This window comes from Sphingobium sp. B8D3A (assembly GCF_025961995.1).
Taxonomy (GTDB): Bacteria; Pseudomonadota; Alphaproteobacteria; order Sphingomonadales; family Sphingomonadaceae; genus Sphingobium.
The window spans coordinates 1,003,742-1,025,548 of the sequence record NZ_JAOQOS010000001.1 but is presented as its reverse complement, the minus strand read 5'-3'; the positions used below and the strand labels follow the sequence as shown (position 1 = coordinate 1,025,548).

Below are 21,807 nucleotides of genomic sequence, written 5' to 3'. Positions count from 1 at the left end.
GTCGACCTAACGACGGATGGGCGCCACCTTGGCCAGATCGTTCCTGATCGTGGTCGCGGCGACGCCGCCCTCCCCCATCGCGTGGCTGATCTGGTCGAGGCCGAGGACGACATCACCAGCGGCATAAAGCCCGGGGATGTCTGTGCGCTGATGGGCGTCGACCATCAGACACCCCTCGGATGTGCGACTTGCGCCGAGCATCCCGGCAAGCTCCGAGCGGATGTCAGAACCCAGCGCCGGATACAGCGTGTCGAAGCGGCGCGTCTCGCTCTCGATGCCGAGCGCGATCTGGTCTTCCACCAAGCTGATGGACGTACATTGTCCGGCAATATCGATGCCCGCCGCTTTCAGCCCAGCGCATTGCGCCGGTTCCAGACTATGTCCCCCTTCAGGCGCGACCAGCGTGATATCGGCGGAATAGCCGCGAAGGAACGTGGCTTCATTATAGCCGCGCTCGCCCGTTCCGAGCACCGCGACCGCCTTGTCCGTGACTTCATAGCCATCGCAGATCGGGCAATAGCGGAGCCGACCGGTCGCAAGCGCGCGATCGTGGCATAGATCGTCCATCATGGTGGGACGACGATTGACCACCCCGGTGGCGAGCAGGACGGTCCGCGCAGGGAGACTTCGGCCGTCCGCGTGCGCGATGAACTGGCTGCCATCATGCGCCAGGCTCTCGACGATCCCGTCCTTCAGGTACGCGCCATAGAAGGTCGCCTGTCGACGCATGCGCGCAAGCAGATCAACCCCGGAGATACCCTCCGGAAACCCGGCATGATTGCGGGTGAGCGGGATCAGCGCAGCCCGGCTATGTCCGCCGTCTATGACGCAGACCGTCAGATGAAAGCGTGCGAGATAGATCGCGGCGGTCAGCCCCGCAGGGCCGCCGCCGACGATCAGGCAGTCCAGCCGTTCGGCCGAAGGGTCGGCCGGCTCCTGGACGGCCATGCTTATTTGCCGGCCTGCGCCATCAGCTCGGCCTTGCGGGCCGCCAGCTCGGCACCCAGGGCCTTGAGGTCGAGTTCGCTCTCGCGGCTTTCAGCAAACATCTCCTGCTCCTCTTCCTCGACATGGTGCTCAACATATTCGCCGAGCACCGTCACCTTGGCGTCGAACAGGCGGTCACCCGCCTTCATGGCCTGAATCTCAGCGATGAGTTGCTTGGCGCTGGCATGTTCCACTTCGGCCTCGTCGAGTAGGTCATCATCGTCGATGGCCTCGCGCGCGGCGGGATAGAAAATCTCTTCTTCGATCTGCGCATGAACCGTCAGAGCGAGGCAGATCTTGTCAGCCAGCGCCTGCTTCTCGGCATCGTCTTCGAGATCAGCATATTGGTCGAAAAAGCCCTTAACCTCCTTGTGATCGTCCTTGAGCAATTTGATCGCGTCGGCGGGCTTTGCCGCCGCCCGCTGGGTCTTGCGCCCCGTCTTCGATGCGGGCTTCTTCGATGCAGGCTTCTTCGATGCGGGCTTGGCTTTGGGCTTTGCGGCAGTCTTGGTCGTGGCCATGTCGTTTCTCCATCCTGGGGGCGCAGGCGCGCGCCCCTTCGCAGAACAACCACCGGACGACGCCGCGGACCCCGCCGCGCCGCCCATATTAATCTTTGGCAATACGATTACCGTCGTTCATCGCTCCTGTTCCAGGCTGGCGATCAGCCCGGGAATGACCGGCAGGAGATCGCGCGCGAGAAATCCGACTTGAGCAATCTGGCTGGCAACGCGGGCGCCTGCCGCGCCATGGACGAAGACACCCCAGGCCGCCGCTCGCAGAGGATCGGCGCCGCGTGCGGCAAGGCCGCCGATCAGACCAGCCAACACATCGCCCGACCCGCCCGTGGCAAGACCGATGCTGCCGCCCTCGAACAGCAAGGGCTCATCTTCCTTTGGCGATGCAATGAGGGTTTGGGCGCTCTTCAGGACGACGACCGCGTTGAAGGCACGCGCCACACGCAGCGCCGCGCCGCGCGGGTCTTTGCGGATCACGTCGATATCCTGCCCGGTCAGAAAGCTCATTTCCCGATGGTGGGGCGTCAGGATGACCCGCCCCTCATGCGCCGCCACCAGCTTCTCGAGCTTCCGGGCACAAGTGAGGGCAGCGGCATCGAGGATGATCGTCTGGCCCGGCTTTGGCGTGCCGAGCAGCGCGGCGACAAACTGCTCGGTGCGATCCCCCGCGGACATCCCCGGCCCGAGGATGAGCGTGTCACAGCGCGCGAGGCGGTCCTGCAGCAACGCGACCGCCTCGAGCGCGATCTCGCCATCCTCATCTGCGGGCAGGGCGATCATCGCCGCCTCGGGCACCAGGACGGCGAGCGCCATTGCGGCGGATCGCACCGTCGCCATCTGGAGCTTGCCGGCTCCCGCGCGCAGTGCCGCCTCGCCGGTGAGCCTGAGCGCGCCCGGCACGAACTCCGCGCCGCCGACCAGGAGAACCCGGCCCCGCGCGTCCTTATCGCCCAGCGCCGCGATCGGCGGCAGTGGATGGGCTTCGAGCCAGGCGCGGTCGAGGGTCGGCATCATCCGCGCCGCCCCGTGATCGCGTCAGGTTCGCTGGTGACCGGGGTCGCGTGGTTCTGCATCGGCGCTGTCACATTGTAGCGCTGGAGCTTGAGCCCGCCATCCCGGCCCGCCGACGGATCGAACAGATAGTCGGTAATGGCGCAATTGGCCACGTCCCCTTCCCGGTCGATCGCCAAGATGCGTTGTTCATCGAGGCTCTCGATAATGTAGCGCAGGCAGAGGACCACCACCTGATGCGTGAAGATCATCACCCGCTTCCCAGCGTAATGAAGCGAGATGGTATCGAGGACCGACCGCAACCGCAGGATGACATCGCACCAGCTCTCGCCCCCGGGCGGGCGGTGATAGAATTTCCCCAGCAGGCGCCGAAATTCGGCCTGATCAGGGAAGATGTTCGCCACGCCGGGCGTGGTGAGCCCGTCAAGAATGCCGAACTCCTTCTCACGCAGGCGCTCGTCAAAGCAGATTGGCTCCTGCCGGTCGGTCCCGCCCGCCTCGCGGAAAAGCTCTGCGGTCTGAAAGGCACGGAGATAGGGAGAAGATAAGAGAATCTGTGGCCGATGCTCGGCCGGCTGCTCGCAGAACCACAGGCCCAACGCGCGCGCCTGCGCCGTACCGAGGTCGCTCAGCGGCACGTCGGCATCCCGCGAGGTCAGCGCGATCCGGTCATGCGCTGCCTCGTGCGCAGCGTCGCGGGCGACATTCCCCGCGCTTTGCCCGTGGCGCACGATAATCAACTGTTCTGGCCAATGCATACTGCCTCCGCTGATCATCGCGGAACGTTCCTGGCGCTTAATTCGATCCCCAACGTCAGACTGGCTCGACCCCTTTGCCCCCGTGCTGGCCGCCGCTCATCGCATCACGACATCCGCCGGCTGTGACGGAAGCGAGAATAGCGATTGAGCAGATCGTTGATCAGTTGCTCGTCGGTATAGCCGGTCACGTCATGAGGCTGCCCGCCGTCGGAAGAGTGCGCCACGGCGCGGTAATGAAGGCGCTCTCGCTCCTGGGTCTTTCGCGGTTCGGCCCAAACAAAACTCGCCACACGAAATCCGCGCGCACGGACGGTATAATCGAAGTCGCCGCGCTCGCCATGCGGGATGGTGAGTCCCACATGATCGGCATCCTGCATGAGGCGCGCGGAAATGCCGCTGTCTCGCATCTGCGCCGCCACGGCCGCGAGGGCCGGCTGGGCTATGTCGGCTAGAAAAGTAAGGACTTCGTCTCGATCGTGAAACCGGGTGATGGTGGCGAGGCGCTGCTGCCATGTGAGGGCGGTTTCTGCGCCCGTGGCCGCGCCCGCAGCAGACAGGTCCATCGCTTCCTGGCTCTCGGTTTGAAGCGCGCGCAACAGGCCGTAGCAAATGAACACCATGACCACAGCGAAGGGCAACGCGCTGGCGATCGCCGCGGTCTGAAGCGCCTGAAGCCCGCCGGCGACCAGCAACACCGCCGCGACACCGCCGGCGCAGACCGCCCAGAAGACGCGCTGCCAGACGGGAGGGTCTTTCGCGGCCCCGGACGTGATCATATCCATCACCAACGCACCGGAATCCGCTGACGTTACGAAGAACGTGATGATGAGAAGCGTCGCGATGCCTGAAACAATGGTGGAAAGCGGGAGCTGCTCAAGCGTCTCGAACAACGCGACCGGGAGGTTGTTAGCGACGGTATCGGCGATGTGGGCTGCGCCGCTCAGATCGAGCGCGATCGCTGTGTTCCCGAATACCGTCATCCAAAGGAAGGTGAACAATGCCGGGACGAGCAGAACGCCGCCGACGAACTGGCGGATTGTCCGCCCGCGCGAGATGCGCGCGATGAACATGCCGACAAATGGCGACCATGCGATCCACCAGCCCCAGTAGAACAGCGTCCAGCTACCCAACCACGGATTAGGCTCATAGGCGTACAGGCGGAAGGTGCGCTGCACGACCTCGCTGAGATACGTCCCCACATTCTGGACGAAGGCCTGAAGCAGAAACACCGTCGACCCTGTCACGAGCACGAAGACCAGCAATAGGGCGGCCAGAATGATGTTCAGTTCCGACAGGCGCTTCACGCCTCGGTCCAGCCCCATGACAACCGACAGCGTCGCCAACCCCGTGATGGCGGCAATCAGGACCAGCTGGATGACCGTATTGCTCGGCAGACCGAACAGATAGCTAAAGCCGGCATTCACCTGCAGCACGCCCAGACCGAGCGAAGTCGCCACCCCGAACATGGTGCCCAGCACGGCGAAGATGTCGACAGCGTGGCCGATAGGACCATAGATCCGCTCCCCGATCAGCGGGTAGAGCGCCGAGCGGATGGTGAGCGGCAGACCGCGACGAAAGGCGAAATAGGCAAGCGCCAGGCCGACGACGATGTAGATCGCCCAAGCGTGGAGCCCCCAGTGAAAGAAGGTAAGGACCATCGCCTGACGGGCGGATTCGATCGTGCGACCTTCGCCGACCGGCGGCAAGGCGTAATGCTGGATCGGCTCGGCGACGCCGAAGAAGATCAGCCCGATACCCATCCCCGCGCTGAACAGCATCGCGAACCATGAAGGATAGCTGTAGTCCGGTTCACTGTCGTCGGCCCCAAGTTTGACGTCGCCATAACGGCTGAACATCAAAAACAGGGCGAACACGAGAAAGCCGGCCACCGATGCAATATAGAACCAGCCGAAGTCCGCCACGATGAGCGCCTGCGCAGCGGCGAATAGCCGGCCGGCAACATCAGGAGCGATTGCTCCAAACAACACAAAGGCGAGAATGAGGCCGGCCGAGACGAAGAACACGGTAGGATTGATCTCAATCCGGCGCTTTGTCGTGCCTTCCGGCGCATCATCAAACGATGGCTCGCTCACCTCTTCCCCCCATGCAGCCGGAACTCTGTTCAGGACGGGAACGAGGTGAGGCGCCGTCGGTTGCATATAGCTCATTCTAACGCCAGCAGTCCGTGCCAGCAGCGTGACCTTAGCGCGCGGTATCTTCTGCACCTGTCCGCTCACAAAGGGAATCAAGAGCGAAGAATGCCGCCCGATTATGAATGATCGCCCAGATCACCGCACGTGCGCAGCCGGCTTGCAACATCGCGATACGAATGAAAAAGGGCTGGAGCGGGTAGCGGGGATCGAACCCGCATCACAAGCTTGGAAGGCTAGTGCTCTACCATTGAGCTATACCCGCTCATCGACCGTTCGCCGACCCTCACCGGCACTCGGCCGGGACGACCGCTCAGTGGCGATGCGCTGGAGCCATTGCCACGACAGGCACGGCAGCGTCAACAGCTTCGCATCGCGATCCTTTGGCGGCAGAGCATTGATCGACCCTCGACTTTGCGCGCCGCAGATTGCAAAGGATCGGCAATGAACAGCTTGCCCGATCCTGCCAGCCCTCTCTCGCCGGAGGACGCCGCCCGCGCCTTCGCCGCCATTCTGGATGGCACGGTGGAGGACGAAGCAATCGCCGCCTTTCTGGTCGCCCTCTCCGACCGGGGCGAGACGGCCACCGAGATTGCCGCCGCCGCGCAGGAGATGCGTGCGCGCCTCATTCCGGTGCAGGCGCCTGCGGGCGCCATCGACGTGTGCGGCACCGGTGGCGATGGCCATCACACGCTCAACATCTCGACCGCCGTCAGCCTTGTCGTCGCCGCCTGTGGCGCGCCGGTGGCCAAGCATGGCAATCGTGCTGCGTCCTCCAAGGCCGGCGCCGCCGACACGCTCGAGGCGCTGGGGCTCGACCTCGACCGCGCGGCAGACACCGCCGAGCGCACGCTGGCGGATCTCGGAATCTGCTTCCTCTTTGCGCAAAAGCATCATCCCTCGCTCGCGCGGATCGCGCCGATCCGCAAGGCGCTGGGCCGTCGGACCATCTTCAACCTGATGGGGCCGCTCGCCAATCCGGCCGGCGTGACCCGCCAACTCATCGGCATTGCGCGCCCGGCCTATGTGCCGATCTATGCGCAGGCGCTGGCCGAGCTGGGCACCGAACGCGCGATGGTCATCTCCGGCGATGAGGGGCTGGACGAACTCTCGCTCGCCGGCGGCAATGACGTGGCGGATGTGACAAGCGACGGCATCGTTGCAATGCGGCGGATCAGCGCTTCCGATGCCGGGCTGCCGTCACACCCTATCGACGCGATAAAGGGCGGCGACCCGGCCTATAATGCCGCGAAACTGCGGGCGCTGCTGCTGGGCGAGGCCGGCCCGTATCGCGATGCCGTGCTCTTCAATGCCGCTGCGGCGTTGATCGTCGCCGGCAAGGCCGAAACGCTGGCCGAAGGGGTCGAGGAAGCCACCGAAGCCCTCGACCGCGGCCTTGCCAACACCCTGCTCGACTGCTGGATCGCCTACGCATGAACAAGCTCGATGAAATCTGCGCCACCAAGCGGGACGAGGTCGCCGCCCGCAAGCAGGCGACCTCGCTCGCCGACCTGCAGGCGATGGCCGCTTCCCAAACCCCGCCGCGCGGCTTCCGGCGAGCGCTCGACGCCAAGGTGGCAGCGGGGGGCTATGGCCTCATCGCCGAGGTCAAGAAGGCCTCGCCATCCAAGGGGCTGATCCGCGCCGACTTCGATCCGCCGGCCCATGCCCGCGCCTATCAGGCGGGCGGCGCGGCCTGCCTCTCGGTGCTGACCGACGCGCCCTATTTTCAGGGCCATGAGGATTATCTCATCGCGGCGCGCGCCGCCGTCTCGCTGCCGGTGATCCGCAAGGACTTCATGGTCGATCCCTGGCAGGTGCTGGAGAGCCGGGCGATCGGCGCCGATGCCGTGCTGATCATCGTCTCGGCCCTCTCCGATGCGCAGATGCAGGAGATTGAGGATGCCGCGCTTGGCCTCGGCATGGATGCGCTGGTGGAGGTGCATGATGCCGCCGAGCTGGAGCGGGCGCTGACGCTGCGCTCGCGGCTGATTGGCGTGAACAACCGCAACCTCAAGGATTTCTCGGTCGATTTCGCGCGCACCTATGAGCTGGTCGGCAGCGCGCCGGAGGGCTGCACCTTCGTCGCGGAGTCCGGTCTTGGCTCAAAGGCGGACCTTGATGCCATGGCGGAGCATGGCGTGTGCTGCTTCCTGGTCGGCGAATCGCTCATGCGGCAGGATGATGTCGAGGCGGCGACCCGCGCGCTGATCGGCGCATGAGCGGGCTCAGCCATACCGACGAGGCGGGCGCCGCGCGCATGGTGGATGTAACGGCCAAGGCCGACACCAGCCGCACGGCGAGCGCCACGGGCCGCATCGACATGAACGCGGAAGCTCGCGCCGCGATTGCGGACGGCACTGCCGCCAAGGGCGACGTATTCGCCGCCGCGCGCATCGCCGGCATCATGGCCGCCAAGCGTACCAGCGACATCATTCCGCTCTGTCATCCCCTGCCGCTCACCGGCCTGACGCTGGACCTTGCGCTGGATGCGGGCGGCGCCACCGCCACCGCAAGCGTGCGCACGAGCGGAAAAACCGGCGTGGAAATGGAAGCGCTGACCGCCGTCTCCGCCGCACTGCTGACACTCTACGACATGCTCAAGGCCGTGGATAAGCACATGGTGATGCGCGACATTCACGTGACGGCCAAGGCGGGCGGCAAGTCCGGCGACTGGACCGCCTGAGATCATGGCGGGGGCGCGGCCATGATCTCTGTCGATGACGCACAGCAGCGACTGCTCGCCCTCGCCACCCCGCTGGCGCCCGAGGCGGTTTCATTGGCTGAGGCGAACGGCCGATGGCTGGCCGCGCCGCTGACCGCAGCGCGCGACCAGCCCTGGACGGCGCTTTCCGCGATGGACGGCTATGCGATCCGTCACGCCGATCTTCCCGGCCCCTGGCGCCTGGTGGGCGAGAGTGCGGCAGGCAGCGTCCCTGCGGCTGCACCCATCGGCGCGGGCGAGACGATGCGGATCTTCACCGGCGCACCCCTGCCGCCCGGCGCGGATACGGTGGTGGTGCAGGAAGATACCGCCGCCGATGGCCTGTCCATTCGCCTGACCGGCGACGGACCGGGTGGTGCGGGGCGGCATGTCCGCCCGCGTGCCAGCGATTTTGCGCAGGGCGATACGTTGCTGCCCGCCGGCCTGCGGATCGGCCCGGCGCAAATCGGCCTGGCGGCGCTCGCGGGCCACGAAACGCTGACGGTGCATCGCCAGCCGAGGGTCGCGATCCTCTCCACCGGCGACGAACTCGTCCCGCCCGGCGCGCCCTGCCCGCCCGGCAAGCTCCCGGCCTCCAACGGCGCGATGTTGCGCGCCATGGTTTGCGGTGCGGGTGGCGTGGTGACCAGCGAGCGGATCGTGCGGGACGATCTGGACGCACTCACCGCCGCGCTGCGCGATGCGGCTACCGCCGATGTCATCGTCACCTCCGGCGGAGCGTCCGTGGGCGATCACGATCTGGTGCGCCCGGCGCTGGAGGCGGCAGGCGGCAGCATCGATTTCTGGCGGATCGCCATGCAGCCCGGCAAGCCGCTGATCGTGGCGCGCATCGGGCGGCAGATCATGCTCGGCCTGCCCGGCAACCCGGTCTCGGCGATGGTCACCGGCGCGCTGTTCCTGCTGCCGCTCATTCGGCGTCTTGCCGGCGGAACGGATGTGCTGCCCAAGAGCCGCACGGTGCGGCTCGGCGCAGACCTCCCCCCGGTTGGCAAGCGCAGGCTGTTCATGCGCGCGGTGGTCGACGGCGCGGGCATGGCCACGCCGCTGGCTTTCCAGGATAGCGGCGCGATGCATGCCGCCGCGCAGGCCAATGCGCTGATCGTCCGGCCCGAAGGCGCGCCAGCCGCGCGCGCTGGGGAAGAAACAGACCTGCTCGACTGGGCCGCGCTGGGCCTGGGCGCGGACTGAGCCTTTCCAGCGCACTCAATACGTATTCTGGGCAATTGCTGCCCTCCCCTCGCACCCTACAGTCGGCGTCTCAAATGGGGGTCGCATGGCAGAATTTCGGCAAGAGGGGCAGCTAGGCGTCGAACGCCGGGCCATGCTCACAGGAACGATCGGCGCCGCAGCCATGCTGGGGCTGCAGGCCTGCGCGCCAGCCTCCGGTTCCCGTCCCGCGACTTTGCGTGCACCAAGCCGCCGAACCGCACTCGTTCCCATCCGCATCAGCCGCGACCAATTGATCGACGTGAAATGCTGCATCCGTCCGCTGCGCGCCGCCGGGCCGAATCTGGACGTGGAGACGGTCGGCGATGCGCTCGTCATCCATAATTATGGCCATGGCGGCAGCGGCTGGTCACTCTCCTGGGGCTCGGCCGACATCGCGGTCGGCAAGGCACTCTCCGTGCTGCCGCGCGAGATTGCGGTGGTGGGGTGCGGGATTATCGGGCTGACGACGGCGGTGATGGCGCAGCGCGCCGGCCTCAAGGTCACGCTCTATGCACGCGAGTCCATCCAGCAGACCCGCTCGTTCCGCGCCAGCGGATCGTTCACGCCCGATAGCCGCATCGCCTTGGCCGAGCCCGCCGACCCCGCCTTTGGCGAGCTGTGGGAACGCATGGCCCGCTTCTCGTGGAAGGCCTTTCGCACCTATCTCGGTCTGCCGGGCCATCCGGTGGAGTTCGGCGATTCCTACCAGCTTTCGGATACGCCGATCACTCGGCGGGAGTGGCCAGCCGACCCTGCAATCACGCAGAACTTCGCGACGAGTGGGCGGCCACAGCAGAATTCCGAGTTCGGCCATTATAGCGAGCGCATTCGGGACATCGTGCCGCAGGCCCAGCCGCTGAGCGCCGAGGAGAACCCCTTCCCGCAACCCCATGTGCGGCGCAGCTCGCAGATGATCTTCAACTTCGCCAGCTATGCCCACGTCATGCTCGGCGAGTTTTTCGAGCGCGGCGGGCAGTTCGTGATGCGCGACTTCGCTCGCCCGGCGGACTATGCCGCGCTCCCGCAGAAGGTCGTGATCAACTGCACGGGTTATGCGGCCCGGGACCTGTGGCAGGACAAGACCATCATCCCCGTGCGTGGCCAAACCGGCTGGCTCGTGCCGCAGCCCGACGCCTTCTACAGCGTGCGCTATCGCAATGTTTCGCTCACCTCCAAGCGCGACGGGATCGTCGTAATGAACAATAACCCAGATGTGGGCGAGATGCTGGGCGTGGGCGACAGCATGGAACTGCCCAATGTCGCCGATATCGAGAAAGGTCTGGAGATCATGGCGCCCGCCTTCGCGCCCGGCTTCCAGGCACAGGGCTGACCGATGCTGCTGCGCACCGCTCCGCTCCTGGCCGCTGCCCTGACCGCCCTCGCCGCGATCGCCGCCACGCCACCTACAGCCAGCACGCGAGACGGCGTCTATACGGCTGCACAGGCCGAGGCTGGCGCCCGCCTCTACGCCACGCGTTGCGCCATGTGCCACGGCCGGGCGCTGGAAGGCATGTTCGAGATTCCCGGCCTTGGCGATCGTTTCATGGCCCATTGGAGCAATGCCCCGCTCTCCAGTCTGCATGATTATGTCGGCCGGGCCATGCCGCAATTCGCGCCCGGCTCGCTGACGCCGGACGACACGACGACCATCATCGCCTTCCTGCTGCAGGCCAATGGTCTGCCAGCCGGAAGCGCTGCGTTGCCCAGCGAGACCGGCGCTCTCGCGCGGATCACCGTCCAGCCCGCAGATCTCGAGCTCACCGCCAGGGCTGTGCCCAGAACACAATAGGCACAGCCCTTTTTCTTATGACGCACTGCAGCAAATTTGCCACAGATTCCGGGAAAATGCCTTGCACGCGTGCGAGGCTTTGAGTTTGTCCTTTTTGCAATGCACCATTCATCAAATGAACCGTGCGCGCGTCAACCAAGGTCAATCGCCGATGGAGTCGGACTGTCCCGGCTTCAGGACGCTGCGTCGCCACCGCCCGCGTCACCGGCAGATCGGCTGACCATGACGCGGCAGGATCTTCATCGCAGGGACACCGCTCCCATCGAGAAGATCGATGCCGCCGGCGTGCTGGAGACGCCGCCGCCCCGGCTCGCCCACCTCGTCAAGCTCGGGCTTCTCGGGCTGGCCTTTGGGGGGATTTTCGTCGGCCTGCACATGGTGTCCGACAATGAAGATCGGCTGCTGCTGGAAACGCTCACCATCCTCGATCTTCTGGCGCTCAGCTTCCTGCTGCTGCTCGGCATTCGCCGCTGGCGGGAAGCGGCGGCCTACACGATCCGCGCCCAGCATCTGGTCAGCGAACTGGAGACGGCACGGCAGAGTGCGATCAGCGCGAACCTCGCCAAAAGCCGCTACCTTGCCAGCGTCAGCCACGAGATCCGCTCGCCGCTCAATGCCATCTATGGCTATGCGCAGCTGTTCGAGCGGGGCGATGGCGTCAACGCGCAGGAGGCAGCGCGGGTCATCCTGCGCTGCTCGGAGCATCTGACCAATCTGGTCGAAGGCTTGCTGGATATCTCGCAGCTCGAATTCGGGATGCTGCGCGTGCGCACCGAAGAGGTGCGCCTCAACAGCTTCCTCGACCATATCGTCTCGATGATGCGCCCCGCCGCCCACGCCAAGGGCCTCACGTTCACGCTGGAAAAGACCGGCCGCCTGCCGGAGATCGCCCGCTTCGACCAGAACCGGCTGCGCCAGGTGCTGATCAACCTGCTCTCCAACGCGATCAAGTTCACCCAGCAAGGCAGCGTGACGCTCAAAGTGGGTTATGCCGGGCAGATCGCCACCTTTGAGGTGAAGGACACCGGCCCGGGCATCGCGCCGGACGACCGGCAGCGCATCTTCGAGCCATTCGAGCGCGGCGAGGGACGGGAGTCCGGCGCCGGCCTCGGCCTCGCCATCTCGCGCACGCTGGTAGAGATTCTCGGCGGCCAGCTCGATCTGGTCAGCACGCCGGAAGGCGGCAGTTGCTTCCGCATCGTGATGATGCTGAGCGAGGTGGCGGGCAAGGCCCTCTCCTCCGCGCCCATGCGTAAGCTGACCGGCTATGAGGGCAAGCCCCGCCATGTCCTGCTGGTCGAGGACGATGCCGACCAGCGCCACTTCCTCGAGCAGTTGCTGCGCGGGCTCGGCTTTCAGGTTGAGGCGCGGCCCGATGGGGAACAAGCGCTGCTTGCCGCGCGCGAGACGCCGCCGGACCTCGCCATTCTGGACATCAGCCTGCCGGGGCTATCCGGCTGGGAGATCGGCTGTGAGTTGCGCGCGATGTTCGGCGACCGGCTGCAAATCCTCATGCTCTCGGCCAATAGCGAGGAACTGCACCGGCCGGAGCATGACAGTCCGCAGCACGATCGTTTTCTCGTCAAGCCGGTGGAATTTGAATCGCTCGTCGGCGCGATTGGTGATCTGCTGCAACTGACCTGGCGCTGGCAGGACGATGCGCCGGATGTCGGCAGCGCCGGACCGGATGCCCCGTCCGCCATGCAGCCGGCGCCGGTTGCGCTCGACGACACCGCCCGCAAGCACATCGCCCGGATGCAGGAATGCCTGCGGATCGGGCACATTCGCGGGATCGAAACCGAGATCAAGCAGCTGGAGCGCGCCTCACCCGCCGCCGAGCCGCTCGTTCGCCAGCTTTACCAGCACCTCGACCGATACGACCTGACCGCCATGGCGCGCCTCTTACAGGATTACTGACATGATTGGCATTCCCGGACATTCGGACACCGTCCTGATCGTCGATGACGAGCCGGACACGCTGCGGATGCTCACCGCCGCGCTGGAGACAGCCGAGATTTCCGTACTGGTCGCGACCTCAGGCCATGTGGCGCTGGCCCAGCTGGGCAACATCATGCCCGACCTCATCCTGATGGATGCGGTGATGCCCGGCATGGACGGGTTCGAAACCACGCAGAAGATCAAGGCCAATCCCCAGCTCGCCAGCATCCCGATCATCTTCATGACCGGCCTGACGGAGAGCGAGCATGTCGTCGAGGCCTTCGAGGTCGGCGGCGTGGATTATGTCCGCAAGCCGGTGGACCTGCAGGAGCTGCTGGCGCGCGTGCGCGTGCATATGGCGCAGGGGCGTGCCGTCCATGCCAGCGTCGCCAGTCTCGATGCGACCGACCGGCTGATCCTCGCCACCGATGCCCGCGGCAGCCTTTTGTGGTGCACCCCGCGTGCGGAACAGGCCATCTCGCGCGTCTCACCCGGCTGGCTGCGGAGCGAATCCGCGCTGCCGGAAGAAATCCGCAACCAGATCGAGAAGCTGCTGACCAAGGACGAGGGCGTCGCCGGCAATGCCGTGCGCGTGCGACAGACCAAGGGCCAGGGCGAGCTGGAGATGCAGGTCATCGCCCATTATCGGGAGGATGAAGTGCTCATCCGCCTCAACGAGCTCAATCCCGAGCAGGATCTCGACCGCCTGCAGGAGCGCCTGCCGCTCACCCGGCGCGAGGCGGAAGTGCTGCTATGGGTGAGCTATGGCAAGCCCAACCGGGTGATCAGCGATGTGCTGGAGATCAGCCCGCGCACCGTCACCAAGCATCTGGAGCGGATCTTCGACAAGCTGGGGGTGGAGACCCGCTCAGCCGCGGCGGCTGTCGCGATCCGCATGCTGGGCCAGTAGCGACTTCTTGCGCAGGGCGGGGGGAAGGCGCGGCGGCCGCATGTACGAGGCCTCCGGCGACGCGCCGCTGGACTTGCGCACCGCGATGGCCTCGATCTCGATCAGGTAGAGCGGGCCGACAAGCGCGGCGACCTGGAAAGTGGAGCGCGCAACGGTGTTGGGATTAGCCTGCGTGCCGAAGAACTGACGGAACCCCTCATTCACGCCGGCGAAGTCCATCTTGCCGGTGCGCGGGTCCGCCGCGACGAACAGCGACAGCTTCACCAGATCGGACATCTTATAGCCCTGCGCCTCGAGCAGGCTCTTGATCTTGTTGAGGGTGCTGATCGTCTGGGCCTTGGTGTCGCCCATCTCCTCCAGCGTCTTGACCTCGCTCATCGGCTTGGCGGGATCGACCGGGGACGGCAGTTGGCCGGAGAGGTAGAAGGTCTCCATGCCTTCGCCGACGCGTACGCCATCCAGAATGATTGCGTTGGGATTGCCCTTGATCCGCGTGACCTCTGCCTGAGCGGGCGCGGCGGTCATCAGCAGCGCGGCGGCACCTGCCAGAACGGTCTTGGCCAACATGGCCTTGAGAGACATGCGACCCAGGTCGCGGCGAGCCGAATAAGCGCGTCTAATCATAGTGATGTTAGCTACGAATACCCCCCCTCCGCCACCATACGACAAAATGCGTATGTCCGAATCCCGACCAGTCCGATCAGCTAGCCAGGCGCAAAACAGCATATCACAGGGCGACGCGGGACGCTCGGCGCAACAACCATAACCCGCCGAAAAGACAGACAAAAAGGAGAGCGCACCACGAGAACAAGGGGGACGTCTTCATGATCACGCGCAGAAATATTGCTGCCCTATTGCTCCTTACGAGCGCAGCCATTCCCGCCGCAGCCGTGGCGCAAACGGCCGAAACGCCGCAGGAGCCGCCGGCCGATGGCGGCGAGATCATCGTTACCGGCACCCGTTCCACCGGCATGATGGCCGCAGAGAGCGCCGCGCCGATCCAGTTGCTGAGCTCCTCCGCACTGGAAAAGGTGGGCCAGCCCAACCTCAACCAGGCCCTCACCCAGCTCGTGCCGAGCTTCCAGGCGCAGACGCAGGGCACCGATATGGCGAGCTTCTCGCTCTCGGCCCGCCTGCGCGGCCTCAGCCCCAACCACACGCTGGTGCTGGTCAACGGCAAGCGCCGCCACGGCAACTCCATCCTGCAGGTCATCAACGGCGCCTTCGGCGGTTCCGCCGCGCCGAGCATCGACCTGATTCCGCCGGACATCGTTCAGCGCATCGAGGTGCTGCAGGACGGCGCCGCCGCGCAATATGGTTCGGACGCCATTGCCGGCGTCATCAACATCATCCTCAAGTCGGACACTTATGGCGGCGCGGTGAAGTTCAACGCCGGCCAATATTATGACGGCGAAGGCACGACCTACAGCGCGAGCGGCAATTTCGGCATGCCGATCGGCGAGAGCGGCTTCCTTGACCTGTCGCTCTTCCATCGTCGCAATGACTGGACAACGGTCGGCGACGGTCAGTTCTCGGTGCGGAACTATGACGGCACCACCGTCACCAACGTATCAGCAGCCTTCAAGCCGCTGCTCGACGCCTGCAATGCCGAGAACTGCACCGCCGGGATCAACGGCGGCCAGCCGGCATCCCAGCTGACGCTCGGCTTCTACAATTTCGGCTATGATTTCGGTGGCGTCGAGCTCTACTCGTTCGGCAATATCTCCTATCGTCATGGTGACGCCCTGCAGGGCTATCGCCATCCGACCCGCCTGTGCCGCACCACCGCCGGCACCGCGACCACCACGGACCCGACCAACTGCTTCGGCACCAGCGCCCAGACCGGCCTCGTGCCGCATATCGAGGTGAAGCAGGACGAATTCCAGTTCACCACCGGCCTGCGCGGCGAGATCAGCGGCTGGGACTGGGATCTGGCCGGCAGCTATTCGGAAGACGTCGCGAAGGTCTACACCACCAATTCGGCCAACGCGTCGCTGTTTGTCGCGACCGGCCAGTCGCCGTCCGACTTCTATGACGGCAGCTTCAAGTTCACCCAGTTCGTCGGCACCCTCGATCTTCGCAAGGAGTTCGACGTTGGCTTCGAGGACCCGCTGAATTTCGCCATCGGTGCGGAATATCGCAAGGAAACCTACGCCATTGGCGCCGGCGACGCGCTGTCGCGCTATGTCGAGGGCGGCCAGTCCTTCCCCGGCTATGCTCTCAGCGATGCCGGCACACTCTCGCGCAACGCCAAGGCGGCCTATATCGACGTCGCCGTCAACCCGGTGCCCGACTGGACCGTGGATGTCGCCGGCCGCTACGAGCATTACAGCGACTTCGGCGACACGACGATCGGCAAGATCACGACGCGCTACGACTTCTCGCCGGCCTTCGCGATCCGCGGGACGGCCAGCACGGGCTTCCGCGCACCTTCGCTGCAGGAATCCGGCTACTCGGCCACGAACGTCGGGCCGACCTCTGCCACGCTGCAACTTGCGCCCAGTTCGCCGGGATCGGCCAGCGCCGGGTTCGGCGCGCTCAGTCCGGAAAAGTCGGTCAACTTCTCTGCCGGTATCGTGCTCCGCCCGATCTCGCGCTTGACGATCACGCTGGATGGCTATCTCATCAAGATCAAGGACCGCATCGTGTCCTCGGGCAGCATCACCGGCCAGCAGTTCGTCAACCTGACGTCGCCGCCGCAACGTGTCGGTATCGACACGCCGGCCGCGCTGATCAATGGCCTGACGCCCTATGACCTGGTGATCAACGCCATCAATGCCAGCGGCAAGCAGCTCGATCCGACCGTGCGGACGAACGGTTCGCTCGCGATCCAGACCTTCACCAACGGCATCGATACCCGGACGATGGGCCTGGAACTCGCCGCGCGTTATCCGGTCGATCTGCCCTTCGGTAACATCGATTTCTCGATCGGCGGCAACTACAACCTCACCAAGGTCACGAAGAACAAGCTGGGCACCCTGTTCGGCCCAACCTCCGAGCAGATCATCGAGAAGGCCAGCCCGGCCTTCAAGGGCAACTTCAGCGCCCTGTTCACCAGCGGCAAGTTCACCGCCAATGCCCGCGTGAATTACTACAGCAAGACCAATCAGTTCGTGCAGCCCAACAGCACATCGGCCAACGGCAATGCGAGCCGTGGCATCGCTGCCCTGCCCGCGCCGATCCTGCTGTCGAACAACCAGCGTTACTACAATGCCGAGGTGGCGCCGGCCGCGATCGTCGATCTGGAGTTCAGCTACGAGATCACCAAGTTCGCCAACCTGGCGATCGGTGCCAACAACCTGTTCGACAAGATGCCGGAAGTGCCGGCACTCGTTGGAAACTACGATCCCGCGACGTGGCCGACGACCGGCGTCTCGCCCTACATCAACAACGGCGGCACGTTCAACGCGCCCTACACCTTCGGTCCCTACGGGTCGAACGGCGGATATTACTACGCCCGCCTGACGCTCAAGTTCTGATCGAACAAGACGAGCCACTTTACATCAACAGTATCTGGACGAGGAGAATGACATTGAAGAAGACCGGCATCACCGCCGCCATGTTGTCAGGAGCGCTGCTTGCAGCGCTCCCCTCGGCCGCCGGCGCGCAGACCGTCGAGCGCACCTATGGCGCGCCGAACTCCCCCATCGCCTCGCTGGCCTTCGTGCCGGCGGGCGCGAACATGATGTTCGTCTCCGGCACCACACCCTCGCCGGTCGATCCGGCCAAGCCGGAAGAATTGGGCGATACCAAAGCGCAGACGCTCAGCATCCTCACCAAGATGAAGGCATCGCTGGAAGCCAAGGGCTTTTCCATGGGCGACATCGTCAAGATGACGGTGTTCCTGGTCGGCACCCCGGAGACGGGGGGCCGCATGGACTCAGCCGGGATGAATGAGGTGTTCCGCACCTTCTTCGGCACGGCGGAACAACCCAACAAGCCCACCCGCTCGACAATCCAGGTCGCCGCGCTGGGCCGCCCGACCATGTATGTGGAGATCGAGGCCATCGCGGCGAAAATGCCGTGAGGGTCGAGGGAGGCGCATCGGGGGATCGCGCCTCCCTTTTCCACCGGGCACCGGCATCAAAGGACAAGCAAGGATGACGACATCACTGCGGCCGACCCGGCGGGATATGCTGGCGATGATCGGCAAGGTCGGCGGCACGGTCGCGCTCTATCAGGCGATGACAGCGCTGGGCCATGCGGCGGAATCGCAATTCACCGGCCCGCCCCAGCTCACCGGCGCGCCCAAGGGCAAGAAGGTGCTGATCCTCGGCGCCGGCCTTGCGGGTCTCGTCGCTGCCTATGAGTTGCAGCGCGCGGGCTATGCCGTCGAAATGCTCGAATATCAGGATCGCCCCGGCGGCCGGAACTACTCGGTGCGCGGTGGCGACAAGGTCGTGGAAGTCGGCGGCGTCTCGCAGACCTGCGCCTTCCAGCCCGGCAATTACCTCAATCCCGGCCCGTGGCGCATTCCGCACCATCACCGCTCGCTCTTGCATTATTGCAAGACGCTGGGCGTGGCGATGGAGCCGTTCATCCAGCTCGATCACAATGCGTTCGTCCACAACAGCAAGGCGTTCGGTGGCAAGCCCCAGCGCTACAAGGAGCTGGCAGTCGATTTCAAAGGCCATGTGTCGGACCTGCTCGGCAAGGCGCTCAACGCAGGCGCGCTGAATGACGCGGTGACCAAGGAAGATCAGGAAAAGCTGCTCGACTCCCTGCGCGACTTTGGCCTGCTCGACGGCGACCTCAATTTCACCAGCAGCCTGCGGGTCTCCGGACAGCGCGGCTATGATCGCGCGCCGGGCGGCGGCGTCAACGGCGCGCCCACACCCTCGAAGATCAACAGCCTGTCCGACGTACTCTCGTCCGACATCTGGGCGCATATGAGCTTCTTCTTCAACAATGTGATGCAGACCACCATGTTCCAGCCCAAGGGCGGCATGGACATGATCGGCAAGGCCTTCGCCCGCGCCGTCGGTCCGGTGGTCCAGCTCAACACCAAGGTCACCCGCATCACGCAGGACGACAAGGGCGTGACGGCCTATTGGCAGGATATCCCGAGCGGCAAGACCGGCCAGAGCAGCGCGGACTGGTGCGTGAACACCATCCCCCTGCCCGTGCTCAGCCAGCTCGACATGCAAGTCGGTGCGCCACTCAAGGCCGCGATGCGCGCCGTGCCCTATAGCGGGCAAGTGAAGATCGGCCTGGAGATGCGCCGCCGCTTCTGGGAAGAAGATGACGCCATCTATGGCGGGCACAGCTTCACCGATCAGACGATTGGGCTGATCTCCTACCCCAATAACAGGATGTTCGGCAACGGCCCGGCCGTGCTGCTCGGCGCCTTCGCCCGCGATGCTGGCGGGTTCCAGCTTGCCGGCATGACGCCGGCCCAGCGCATCGAGATGGCGCTGGCGCAGGGCTCGGTGTTCCACCCGGCCGCCTATCGCAAGGAATTCATGAACGGCACCTCGGTGGCCTGGAGCCGCCTGCCCTGGATTCTGGGCTGCACCTCGCGCTGGTCGGACGACGCCCGCGCCGCGCATTACCAGAACCTCGTCGCGATGGATGGCCGCATCGTCCTCGCGGGCGAACATGCCTCTTATTACGGCGGCTGGATGGAGGGTTCGCTCCTCTCCGCGCTCGACGCCATCACCCGCATCCACCAGCGCGCCACCGGAGCCTGACGCCATGACCCTCAAAACCGCCGCCGCGCTCGCTCTGGCGGGCGCTCTCCTCGCCGCCACGGTGGCCGTCCGCGCGCAGGATGCGCCAGGCGGCGGGCCGAGTAGCGTGGACATCTCCAATGAGGGCAAGGAAGTCTATGAGATGATCTGCCAGGCCTGCCACATGGCGGATGGCAAGGGCGGCGCCGGGGCCGGCGCGGCGATCCCGGCCATCGCGGGCAACGCCAACCTGGCGGACAAGGACTTCATCGCCACGATCCTGGTCAAGGGGCGCGGCGGCATGCCCTGGTTCACGGACATGCTGACGCCCGAGCAGATGGCCGCCGTCGCGACCTACGCGCGCAGCCATTTCAACAATTATCCCGATCCGGTCACGGCCGCCGACGTCAAGCGCGTCATCGCCGCGAACGGATCGTCGACGCGCGATTGCAGCACGTGCTGAGCCGTGGGGACGGCCCGGCACTTTTGGGGGACATGAGCATGACCGAATTTACGGCTCCGACACGGCGTGACCTGCTGGCGATGATTGGCAAGGCGGGTGGCGCCATGGCCATGTATCAGGCCATGACCGCCTTTGGCCATGCCGCCGAAACCCAGTTCACCGGCCCGCCCAAGCTCTCCGGCGCGCCCAAAGGGGCGAAGGTGCTGGTGCTCGGCGCAGGCCTTGCCGGCATGCTTGCCGCCTATGAACTGCGCAAGGCCGGCTATGCCGTGCAGATCCTCGAATATCAGAACCGCCCCGGCGGGCGGAACTACTCGATCCGCGGCGGCGACAAGGTGGTCGAGGTCGGCGGCACGACGCAGACCTGCGAATTCCAGCCGGGCAATTACCTCAACCCCGGCCCGTGGCGCATCCCACACCATCACCGCACCCTGCTGCACTACACCAAGGCCTTTGGTGTCGAGCTGGAGCCGTTCATCCAGCTCAATCACAATGCCTGGGTCCACAACAGCAAGGCGTTCGGCGGCAAGCCCCAGCGCTACAAGGAGCTGGCCGTCGATTATAAGGGCCATGTCTCCGAACTGCTCGGCAAGGCGCTGAATGCCGGCGCGCTCGATCAGAAGGTCACCAAGGAGGACAAGGAGAAGCTGGTCGAGGCCTTGCGGGAATGGGGGCTGCTCGATGGCGACCTGAACTATACCAGCGGCCTGCGTGCCTCCGGCCAGCGCGGCTATGATCGCGCGCCTGGCGGCGGCGTCAACGGCGCGCCGACGCCCTCCAAGATCAACGATCTGGGCGATGTGCTGGATTCCGGCGTGTGGCAGCAGATGAGCTTCTTCTTCACCAATGTGATGCAGACGACCATGTTCCAGCCCAAGGGCGGCATGGACATGATCGGCAAGGGCTTTGCCAAGCAGGTCGGCGACCTGATCACCTACAATGCTAAGGTGACGAAGATCGCGCAGGGCGAGAAAGGCGTCACCGTCTCCTGGCAGGACCTGACCTCCAGCGCCATGCACGAGGCCAAAGCGGATTATTGCGTCTGCACAATTCCGCTAGGTGTGCTCAATCAGCTCGAGCTGCAGGCGAGCGCGCCGCTCAAGGCCGCCATCGCCGCCGTGCCCTATTCCAACTCGGTGAAAATGGGCCTGGAGATGCGCAGCCGCTTCTGGGAGGAGAAGGACGCGATCTATGGTGGCCACAGCTTCACCGACCAGCAGATTTCGCTGATCTCTTACCCGAACTTCGACTTCTTCGCGGACAAGCCGGCGGTGCTGCTCGGGGCCTTTGCAGGCGGCGCCGGCGGCTATGCGCTGGCCGGCATGACGCCGCAGCAGCGCATCGAAACTGCGCTGGCGCAAGGATCGGTGTTCCACCCCGAGGACTATCGCAAGCAGTTCATGAACGGCGTCTCCTTCGCCTGGAGCCGCACGCCGTGGATCATGGGATGCTGCGCCACCTGGTCGGAGGCGGCGCGCGCGCAGCACTACCAGAATCTGGTCGCCATGGATGGCCGCATCGTCCTCGCGGGCGAGCATGCGTCTTATTATGGCTGCTGGATGGAGGGCGCTCTGCTCTCCTCGCTGGACGCCATTGAGCGACTGCACAAAAAAGCAGTGGCTGGCTGATCGAAACTGGGGCAAAGTAGACAAAATCTACTATCGATATGGATGACGCCGT

Annotated in this window: 19 protein-coding genes and 1 tRNA gene; 13 read left to right on the top strand and 7 right to left on the bottom strand. The window is 65.1% G+C overall.

Features of this window, described 5'->3' with window-relative positions:
* Positions 1 to 6: 6 nt before the first annotated feature.
* The 6 genes from M2342_RS04630 to M2342_RS04605 form a co-directional block, all read right to left on the bottom strand.
* Positions 7 to 948 (bottom strand): NAD(P)/FAD-dependent oxidoreductase, encoded by a 942-nt coding sequence (locus tag M2342_RS04630; RefSeq protein ID WP_264578221.1) that lies wholly within the window; start codon positions 946 to 948, stop codon positions 7 to 9.
* A 2-nt stretch (positions 949 to 950) separates the two neighbouring features.
* Positions 951 to 1,595, bottom strand: a complete 645-nt coding sequence (locus tag M2342_RS04625; protein WP_264578220.1) for a hemerythrin domain-containing protein — start codon at positions 1,593 to 1,595, stop codon at positions 951 to 953.
* Between the two features lie 30 nt (positions 1,596 to 1,625).
* Entirely contained in the window at positions 1,626 to 2,519 is an 894-nt protein-coding gene (locus tag M2342_RS04620; RefSeq protein ID WP_264578219.1) for an NAD(P)H-hydrate dehydratase, read from the bottom strand.
* Positions 2,516 to 3,274, bottom strand: a complete 759-nt coding sequence (locus M2342_RS04615) for a histidine phosphatase family protein (RefSeq protein ID WP_264578218.1) — start codon at positions 3,272 to 3,274, stop codon at positions 2,516 to 2,518. Before M2342_RS04615 ends, M2342_RS04620 begins: the two co-directional genes overlap by 4 nt.
* 104 nt (positions 3,275 to 3,378) lie before the next feature.
* On the bottom strand, positions 3,379 to 5,433 hold the full coding sequence (locus tag M2342_RS04610; protein ID WP_264578217.1) for a BCCT family transporter: 2,055 nt from the start codon (positions 5,431 to 5,433) through the stop codon (positions 3,379 to 3,381).
* 182 nt (positions 5,434 to 5,615) lie between these two features.
* Positions 5,616 to 5,689: transfer RNA gene (locus M2342_RS04605), tRNA-Gly, on the bottom strand.
* 179 nt (positions 5,690 to 5,868) lie between these two features.
* Between M2342_RS04605 and trpD the strand changes: the two genes are divergently transcribed.
* The 8 genes from trpD (at position 5,869) to M2342_RS04565 (ending at position 13,995) form a co-directional block, all read left to right on the top strand.
* A complete protein-coding gene (trpD, locus tag M2342_RS04600) occupies positions 5,869 to 6,861 on the top strand; it encodes an anthranilate phosphoribosyltransferase (protein ID WP_264578216.1) in 993 nt (330 codons plus the stop codon).
* A complete protein-coding gene (gene trpC / locus M2342_RS04595) occupies positions 6,858 to 7,646 on the top strand; it encodes an indole-3-glycerol phosphate synthase TrpC (RefSeq protein WP_264578215.1) in 789 nt (262 codons plus the stop codon). The genes trpD and trpC overlap by 4 nt, the downstream gene beginning before the upstream one ends.
* Positions 7,643 to 8,110, top strand: coding sequence for a cyclic pyranopterin monophosphate synthase MoaC (gene moaC / locus M2342_RS04590; RefSeq protein ID WP_264578214.1), 468 nt, complete (start codon positions 7,643 to 7,645; stop codon positions 8,108 to 8,110). Before trpC ends, moaC begins: the two co-directional genes overlap by 4 nt.
* 21 nt (positions 8,111 to 8,131) lie before the next feature.
* A complete protein-coding gene (gene glp, locus M2342_RS04585) occupies positions 8,132 to 9,337 on the top strand; it encodes a gephyrin-like molybdotransferase Glp (protein WP_264578213.1) in 1,206 nt (401 codons plus the stop codon).
* 85 nt (positions 9,338 to 9,422) lie between these two features.
* Positions 9,423 to 10,688, top strand: a complete 1,266-nt coding sequence (locus tag M2342_RS04580; RefSeq protein ID WP_264578212.1) for an FAD-dependent oxidoreductase — start codon at positions 9,423 to 9,425, stop codon at positions 10,686 to 10,688.
* 3 nt (positions 10,689 to 10,691) lie between these two features.
* Positions 10,692 to 11,147 carry a c-type cytochrome gene (locus tag M2342_RS04575; protein WP_264578211.1) on the top strand — a complete coding sequence of 152 codons (456 nt, stop codon included), beginning with the start codon at positions 10,692 to 10,694 and terminating at the stop codon, positions 11,145 to 11,147.
* Between the two features lie 222 nt (positions 11,148 to 11,369).
* Positions 11,370 to 13,064: a hybrid sensor histidine kinase/response regulator gene (locus M2342_RS04570; RefSeq protein ID WP_264578210.1), complete on the top strand. Its 1,695-nt coding sequence runs from the start codon at positions 11,370 to 11,372 to the stop codon at positions 13,062 to 13,064.
* 1 nt (position 13,065) lies between these two features.
* Positions 13,066 to 13,995 carry a DNA-binding response regulator gene (locus tag M2342_RS04565; RefSeq protein ID WP_181558759.1) on the top strand — a complete coding sequence of 310 codons (930 nt, stop codon included), beginning with the start codon at positions 13,066 to 13,068 and terminating at the stop codon, positions 13,993 to 13,995.
* Here M2342_RS04565 and M2342_RS04560 read toward each other — a convergent pair.
* Entirely contained in the window at positions 13,954 to 14,577 is a 624-nt protein-coding gene (locus tag M2342_RS04560; RefSeq protein WP_264578209.1) for a RidA family protein, read from the bottom strand. The genes M2342_RS04565 and M2342_RS04560 overlap by 42 nt on opposite strands.
* Positions 14,578 to 14,819: 242 nt before the next feature.
* On the opposite strand from M2342_RS04560, the gene M2342_RS04555 reads away from it, so the two are divergent.
* The 5 genes from M2342_RS04555 (at position 14,820) to M2342_RS04535 (ending at position 21,755) form a co-directional block, all read left to right on the top strand.
* Positions 14,820 to 17,474, top strand: a complete 2,655-nt coding sequence (locus M2342_RS04555) for a TonB-dependent receptor plug domain-containing protein (protein ID WP_264574488.1) — start codon at positions 14,820 to 14,822, stop codon at positions 17,472 to 17,474.
* 47 nt (positions 17,475 to 17,521) lie between these two features.
* On the top strand, positions 17,522 to 18,022 hold the full coding sequence (locus M2342_RS04550) for a Rid family hydrolase (protein ID WP_264578208.1): 501 nt from the start codon (positions 17,522 to 17,524) through the stop codon (positions 18,020 to 18,022).
* A 73-nt stretch (positions 18,023 to 18,095) separates the two neighbouring features.
* Positions 18,096 to 19,685, top strand: a complete 1,590-nt coding sequence (locus tag M2342_RS04545) for a flavin monoamine oxidase family protein (protein WP_264578207.1) — start codon at positions 18,096 to 18,098, stop codon at positions 19,683 to 19,685.
* Positions 19,686 to 19,689: 4 nt separating this feature from the next.
* Positions 19,690 to 20,127, top strand: coding sequence for a c-type cytochrome (locus M2342_RS04540; protein WP_264572069.1), 438 nt, complete (start codon positions 19,690 to 19,692; stop codon positions 20,125 to 20,127).
* 38 nt (positions 20,128 to 20,165) lie between these two features.
* Positions 20,166 to 21,755 (top strand): flavin monoamine oxidase family protein, encoded by a 1,590-nt coding sequence (locus M2342_RS04535; RefSeq protein ID WP_264576523.1) that lies wholly within the window; start codon positions 20,166 to 20,168, stop codon positions 21,753 to 21,755.
* Positions 21,756 to 21,807: the final 52 nt, after the last annotated feature.